The sequence below is a fragment of the Microcystis sp. M165S2 genome (genome assembly GCF_020245885.1).
Taxonomy (GTDB): domain Bacteria; phylum Cyanobacteriota; class Cyanobacteriia; order Cyanobacteriales; family Microcystaceae; genus Microcystis.
Window position 1 is genome coordinate 1 of sequence record NZ_JADBTZ010000069.1, and the last position, 6,494, is coordinate 6,494.

5 protein-coding genes and 1 tRNA gene are annotated in these 6,494 nt (G+C 40.6%); 3 read left to right on the forward strand and 3 right to left on the reverse strand.

From position 1 onward, the window contains the following. Positions 1–547 precede the first annotated feature (547 nt). Positions 548–943, forward strand: coding sequence for a helix-turn-helix domain-containing protein (locus IM479_RS03830; protein WP_286826910.1), 396 nt, complete (start codon positions 548–550; stop codon positions 941–943). A gap of 175 nt (positions 944–1,118) precedes the next feature. Here the strand turns inward: IM479_RS03830 and IM479_RS03835 are convergent, their stop codons facing one another. Next, entirely contained in the window at positions 1,119–4,172 is a 3,054-nt protein-coding gene (locus tag IM479_RS03835; protein ID WP_287685480.1) for a type ISP restriction/modification enzyme, read from the reverse strand. 21 nt (positions 4,173–4,193) lie between these two features. On the opposite strand from IM479_RS03835, the gene IM479_RS03840 reads away from it, so the two are divergent. Next, positions 4,194–4,376 (forward strand): hypothetical protein, encoded by a 183-nt coding sequence (locus tag IM479_RS03840; RefSeq protein WP_287685483.1) that lies wholly within the window; start codon positions 4,194–4,196, stop codon positions 4,374–4,376. On the opposite strand, the gene IM479_RS03845 is transcribed toward IM479_RS03840, so the two are convergent. Further along, a tRNA-Pro gene (locus tag IM479_RS03845) sits at positions 4,377–4,450 on the reverse strand. Positions 4,451–4,521: 71 nt separating this feature from the next. Here IM479_RS03845 and lipA point away from each other — a divergent pair. After that, positions 4,522–5,427, forward strand: coding sequence for a lipoyl synthase (lipA, locus tag IM479_RS03850; protein WP_287685482.1), 906 nt, complete (start codon positions 4,522–4,524; stop codon positions 5,425–5,427). Here lipA and rdgB read toward each other — a convergent pair. Then, positions 5,390–5,983 carry an RdgB/HAM1 family non-canonical purine NTP pyrophosphatase gene (gene rdgB, locus IM479_RS03855; RefSeq protein WP_287685481.1) on the reverse strand — a complete coding sequence of 198 codons (594 nt, stop codon included), beginning with the start codon at positions 5,981–5,983 and terminating at the stop codon, positions 5,390–5,392. The two genes, lipA and rdgB, sit on opposite strands and share 38 nt — an antisense overlap. Positions 5,984–6,494: the final 511 nt, after the last annotated feature.

Consider the following 6,494-nt stretch of genomic DNA (forward strand, 5'->3'; position numbering starts at 1 on the left):
AACTGATGACTTACCCACTGATAACTGATAACTGATAACTGATAACTGAGAGGTGCAACCCTGGAAGTTCTCAGATGCTCTATTAAAGATCAAGAAAAGCCGTCGTAAAACGACGGGGTTTTAACCCAAATTTTCGATAAAGAATATCATCTTTAGCGATCGCTCTCATTGGTGGCTAGGAAAGTTGCGGGAATTTTCAGTTGACTGTCCTAGATAGGGTCTGCTGAAAAAGTTTTTCGGTGGGGGTTGGGGGTTGGGGGTTGGGGGTTGGGGTGTAGGGTTTTACCGATTTTCAGGTGGTCAACTACCTAATTTTCAGGGAAAAAGTACCTCAATTTTCCCCCTGATCACTCCCAGTCCGGTACTTTTTGATTGACAAAAAGTCTAAAAGTCTTACCCAACAAGGTTTTTAGATTTATTCAGCAGACCCTAGATAATAACATCTTTAGCGATCGCTTGGGTCGCGCCAGAAAACCCACTAGAACATTTTTCTTTCTTTCTCACAAATATGAAGTATAATGTCATCGATAGCTAAACCGCACAAAAAATGAAATCCTATCCGGTAGAGTTCCGTCAGAAAATCCTCGACTGTTATTATAACGAACCCATCTCTCAAAGACAATTAGCGAAAAGATTCTGCGTCACCCTAAGTTTCGTACAAAAGCTTTTGAAGCAATATCGAGAAACGGGAGATGTTCGACCGAAGACTTATCGATGTGGACGTCATTTAAAACTCACACCAGAACAAATGATCGTCCTCGGTAAGTTAATTGAGGAAAATAATGACGCAACTCTGGCTGAACTATCGAAACTATTCCTAGAAAGAACTGGTATAGTGTTAAGTGTGGCGACAGTGGCCAGAATAGCCGAACGCTTGAGAATAACCCGCAAAAAAAACTCTACACCCACCCGCAAAAGAGACAGAAAGAGTACAAAAACTTAGACAAGAATACAAAGGATAAAGTTCGGGATGTAGGCGATAACCGTCCCATTAATTTTAGTGAAGACATCAATAAAGCTCTGGAAGAAAAAGGAGCCAAACTAATTTATTTAGGGTCTGCTGAAAAAGTTTTTACTGGAGGCAGGGTGTAGGATAAGATTCCCCGGAAGCAATCTTTTTAATGTCTCATCGCTTCTATTATTTTCATGGTTTCGACGCTCACGGTACAAACTCGTTGTAATAAGTCAATTACTGTTTCTTTATAATCGGCGAAGCGGTAGGTATTGAATCTTTCGGCGATGGTTTGATCTTTGGGTTTCTTTTCCTTATATTGATCTAAAATCCATTCTAAGGCTGAACGATTACCGAGTTTATATTCCCAGGCAATTTTGGGAATATCTTGTAGGAAAGTGATATCGTCGAGGTTGATAGAATTTTTTTCTCGGTCGGCTTTTAGTTTAGTTTTTGGTTTGAGATTATTATTAGTATCAATACGAGTAAGTGGGTAGGGTTCAACGGTTTCATAGTTGATATGTAATTCCATTAGTTTGCTTCCCCATTCTACCCATTGATAAAAGTTATCATAGAAGGGAAGCCGGGGAAATTCTCGCTTCAGGTTTAATTCGTATTTACTGCGATATTCCGGGTGGTGAAGGACTGCATAAGTGTAGTGGAAGATGTCGAGTTTGGTGAGGTTTTTATCGTTGTAATGGCTTTGGAATTGCTGCAATCCCCAATCAGTGATATTATCGATGCGGTTTCCTTCTTTGTCGTAGCGATAAAGAGGGAGACATTGAGTTTTTTCAAGAAAATCATAATTAGCAGAATCATTAGATGCAAACACTTGGAAAGGTTTAGAAAGCGGAGTACCTGAAAAATAAATAACACTATTACTATAATCAAATTCTTTCCCAAACAATTCTGCATGATAGTTAGTTAGAACATCATTGAGTATAAAATCGCTGTAAAATAATTGCTTTATAAAAGGACGAAAGAGAGAAAATATAATTTTTGCCCTATCAAAAGTAATGCTATGTCTAGCAATTAAGTGCTTCTTTAAGTCCCTACTCCATTTAATATTAAGATTTACCATTTCATCAATATTTACATTGGAAGATAACGACATTTCTGCGTATTTAAAAACATCTGAATTATAAATATCGATAAAATAACTTATCTTGCTCTCAAGTTGCTGTGAATTGAAATCATATACCCATTCATCTCTATTACTCTTTATTCCATTTGTGTACAACTTAAAGATTGCTACCTCATCAATTTGATTTTTAGATAGCTTAGTATTTTTGTCAACTACAGGTATTAAGCCATTAAAATCATTATCTGATTGTTCAATCCAATTATGTTTTTTGTCTGGTATGATATGCTCAAAGTGAATATCTTTGAAATCATTGACTTGCAGATAATTAAGTTTATTTTGTCGCAATTCATGAACATCAAAAGGATTCGCATAAAAAAGCTTATTTCGAGTATTATGATTGTCTTTAATTAAAAAACTTATCACAATACCTGTCATAGCAGCAGCACCAAAAATTGTGTGTTTTTCACCAATGAAAACACCATCTCTGCCAGAAATTTTTCTGACATTGCCTCCTAAATCTATAAAATAAGCATAGGCGAATTCACTTTCAATACATTTTCTAAATCCATCAAAAGAGCGACCATCCAAGAAAGAAGAATTAGTAATAAAAGCTATTATACCATTTTCACCTAACCTATCAGTAGCCCAACGAAAGAAGCGAGAATACATATCATATAGCTTTGTCTTCTGCGCTGTACTTTCTTCAATATAGGTATCCTTAATACGCTTATCTATCGCTGGATACTTGCGATTTTTATTATTATCATTCTCATTTTGCTGATTAGCATTATAAGGAGGATTGCCAATAATGACAGAAATATTGCGGTCATTTTGATTTTGAATCCGTTGGGTATTCTCCACCGACATGGCAAACAAATCCATCTGCTTGAGATGAAAAGCAGCATGATCCAGGGTATCGACAAAACAGATATGATCAAACTCATCATACTCCCCCATCTTCTGCTTATAGGTGAACTCAATATTCAAATTAGCAATATAATAAGGCAGAATTGCCACCTCATTACAGTGCATCTCATGCTTATACTTGTACCGTAACTTATCCTTCGGTAAATACTCAATCAACTCCGTCACAAAAGTTCCTGTCCCCGTCGCCGGATCTAAAATTTCTACACCCGAATCCGCCAACAACTTACCAAAATGTTTATGAACTAAATAATCGACACTTTCAATCATAAAACGGACAATTTCATTGGGTGTATAGACAATTCCCAACCGGTCCGCCGCTTTCGGATTGTACGCTTTATAAAAATTCTCATAAATCGCCTTGAGAAACTTCTGCTTCTCGTGGTGATTGTAAATATTCGCCGCTGTCCGCCGAATTACTGCATAATAACGTTCAATTGTTCCTAAAGTATTGCGCTTTGTGTTACCAGTAAAGAAAGTTTCAATCACTCCCTGCAATTCCCTAGCGATATTATTTTCCCGGTGAAACTGGGACTCATTAAAAATATTGATAAAAATATCCTCTGTCAGGATGTGCTGAATAATCATCTCTCGCACATCTTCCAGACTAATTTCTGGATTGATTGACTTGCGACAAATCTCTAAAAATTTGTCCCGCGCTGTCACAAAATTCCGATTCGTCTCCGACTGCCGCGCAATTAAACCCCGCAACGCTTCCAAAATTGTTGGTAAATCTTCCTTAAAACTATCAATCGCCTCTCGAAAATCCTCAACTTCCGGACGTACATAATTAATAAAAGCATTAATAATCCCATCCAAAGCCTCATCATCGCGCATCGAGACGCGCAGTCTTTCCTCTCCTCCTTGAATTAAAACCGCCGTCTGGGAATCTTCAAATAAAATATTGTCATTAGGATAGCCTTTCGCCAACTTCTTCTCAATTTCTTCGTCTAAATTATCATATTGGTCCTTACTTTCCCAATATCCCCAATCTAACCGTAAAGCATCCTTTACCGTCCCATCAGGATAGACAACTTTACCCGACTTGGTGCGATAATCCAACTCAGGAATTAACAAAAAATCCCGCGCCTTGCAATAGTCATTTAACAAATTCTGAAAAGCGACTCTAATCGAAGTTTCCTTGCGACTGCCGCCATATTGGACAATCTTTTCAACTTCCGTCTGATATTGGCTGATTAATAATCTAGACATTGGCTTAGAGGAGGTAAATAAGTGGTTAGTCGTGCAAAATTAATTTCTTGGTTAGGAGAGGCAAAAGGCATTCATGCAAAAGACAGTTTCTTCCTGTCTTCGTGGTTAGTTCCACTCCCTCGCCAGCAGGACTATATCTTAGAATACATTTTACCCGGCAAACTCAAGAGAGCCGATTTTGCCTCTCCCCTTGATTGTCTTTAATCGGGATGACAGGATTCGAACCTGCGGCCCCTTCGTCCCGAACGAAGTGCGCTACCAAGCTGCGCTACATCCCGAAAATTTTCAGCTAAATTATCATAGCATATTCTGCCTTGAGTGGGTCGAGACTTGCTAGGATATTACAGATATAGGCAAAAATTATCGGAGTAGTTCAGGCGTGACGGTCAAACCAGAGTGGTTACGGGTAAAAGCACCGCAATGGCAACGAGTCGGCAGTGTTAAGGAGGTTTTACGCGATTTAGGCTTAAATACCGTTTGTGAGGAGGCTTCCTGCCCCAATATCGGCGAATGTTTCCACGCAGGGACGGCTACCTTTTTAATTATGGGTCCTGCTTGCACTCGCGCCTGTCCTTACTGTGATATAGATTTTGAGAAAAAACCGCAACCTTTAGACTCCACAGAACCCCAGCGACTAGCGGCAGCCGTGCAACGTCTTGATCTTAATCATGTAGTGATCACTTCTGTCAATCGCGATGATTTGGCTGATGGTGGCGCTAGTCAATTTGTCGGTTGTATCGAGGAAATTCGCCGCATTTCTCCAAAAACCACTATCGAAGTGTTGATTCCCGACCTTTGTGGCAATTGGCAGGCTTTAGCTTTAATTCTTGCCGCTAAACCTGAAGTTTTAAACCACAATACCGAAACCGTTCCCCGTCTCTATCGTCGCGTGCGTCCCCAGGGTGATTACCAGCGTTCTCTAGAATTATTGCAGCGCGCCCGCGCCATTGTTCCCGCTACCTACACAAAATCGGGCATTATGGTGGGATTGGGGGAAACCGACGAGGAAGTGCGCCAAGTGATGCGCGATTTACGGGCCGTCGATTGTGATATTCTCACCATCGGGCAGTATCTGCAACCATCGCCAAAACATCTCGGTGTACAGGAATTTGTCACCCCCGAACAGTTCAACCTTTGGCGCGAATACGGGGAGTCTCTGGGATTTTTACAAATTGTTGCGAGTCCCTTGACAAGAAGCTCTTATCATGCTGAACAAGTCAGAGCCTTGATGAATTTGTACCCGCGAGAGTCTTGAGATGGGGCAGCAATTGCTGAAAAGCTCGTCCTCGGTGGCTGATTTTTCTTTTTAATTCCGGAGACATTTCCGCAAAGGTTAAAGCGTATTCGGGGACATAAAAAATCGGATCGTAACCAAAACCACCTTTACCCCTAGGACTGGTGAGAATTTCTCCCGTGCAGATTCCTGTGGCGCTCAAGGCAATCTCACCATCGGGACGGGCGATCGCAATTACACAGACAAAACGGGCCGAACGATCCTGATTATCCCCTAATTCTCTGACGAGGCGATCGATTCTTTCTCGATCATTTTGACCGTAGCGGGCCGAGTAAATCCCCGGGGCATTTCCTAACCCAGTTACTTCCAATCCCGAATCATCAGCGATCGACCATTCTCCCAATGTTAGGGCAATTTGAGCAGCTTTTAAATAGGCATTTTCAGTAAAAGTCGCCCCTGTTTCCTCTATTTCTAAATAATCGGGTTTTAACTGCAATTCTAGGTCAATATCAGTTAAGTATTCGCCTATCTCTGCTAATTTACCCGGGTTACTCGTGGCTAGAATTAATTTTTTCATCGAAAATAATCGGTTGGAAACCCCGGCCTAAAAGGACGGCTTGACGTTGAGAATATTTCACTATACACTAAAGATACAGTGAATACTTTTAACTCCCTGACTGCTTTGGATCGGACGGACATTTCCCCCTGATTATTGCGAGGATTAAAGTTAAGGATGGGTTCCTTAAAATTCCCATTGACTGAAAGACTCAAAGACAAACATATCAAGGAAGTACGAATACATCCAAAATACTCGGCTCACTGGTTTGACAGCAATTGTCTTTGTCACTAACCCCGCCCTAAAAGCGACGGGGCTTGCCTAGACCAATTTAGGCGACGCAAGTAGAGACTACCGCATCGAGACACAATCTGGCACAGACTTCCGAATGCTTCCCTAGTTCGGATTCCCTCTAAGCTTTATTGGTAAAGCGTTGTTAGACAAGACATCTTGATTGTGTTGCGGAAAGGGACTTTAACTTTACTCTTAAGGATTATCTCCATGGAAAGAGTTCCTGTTATCTCAAAAGACG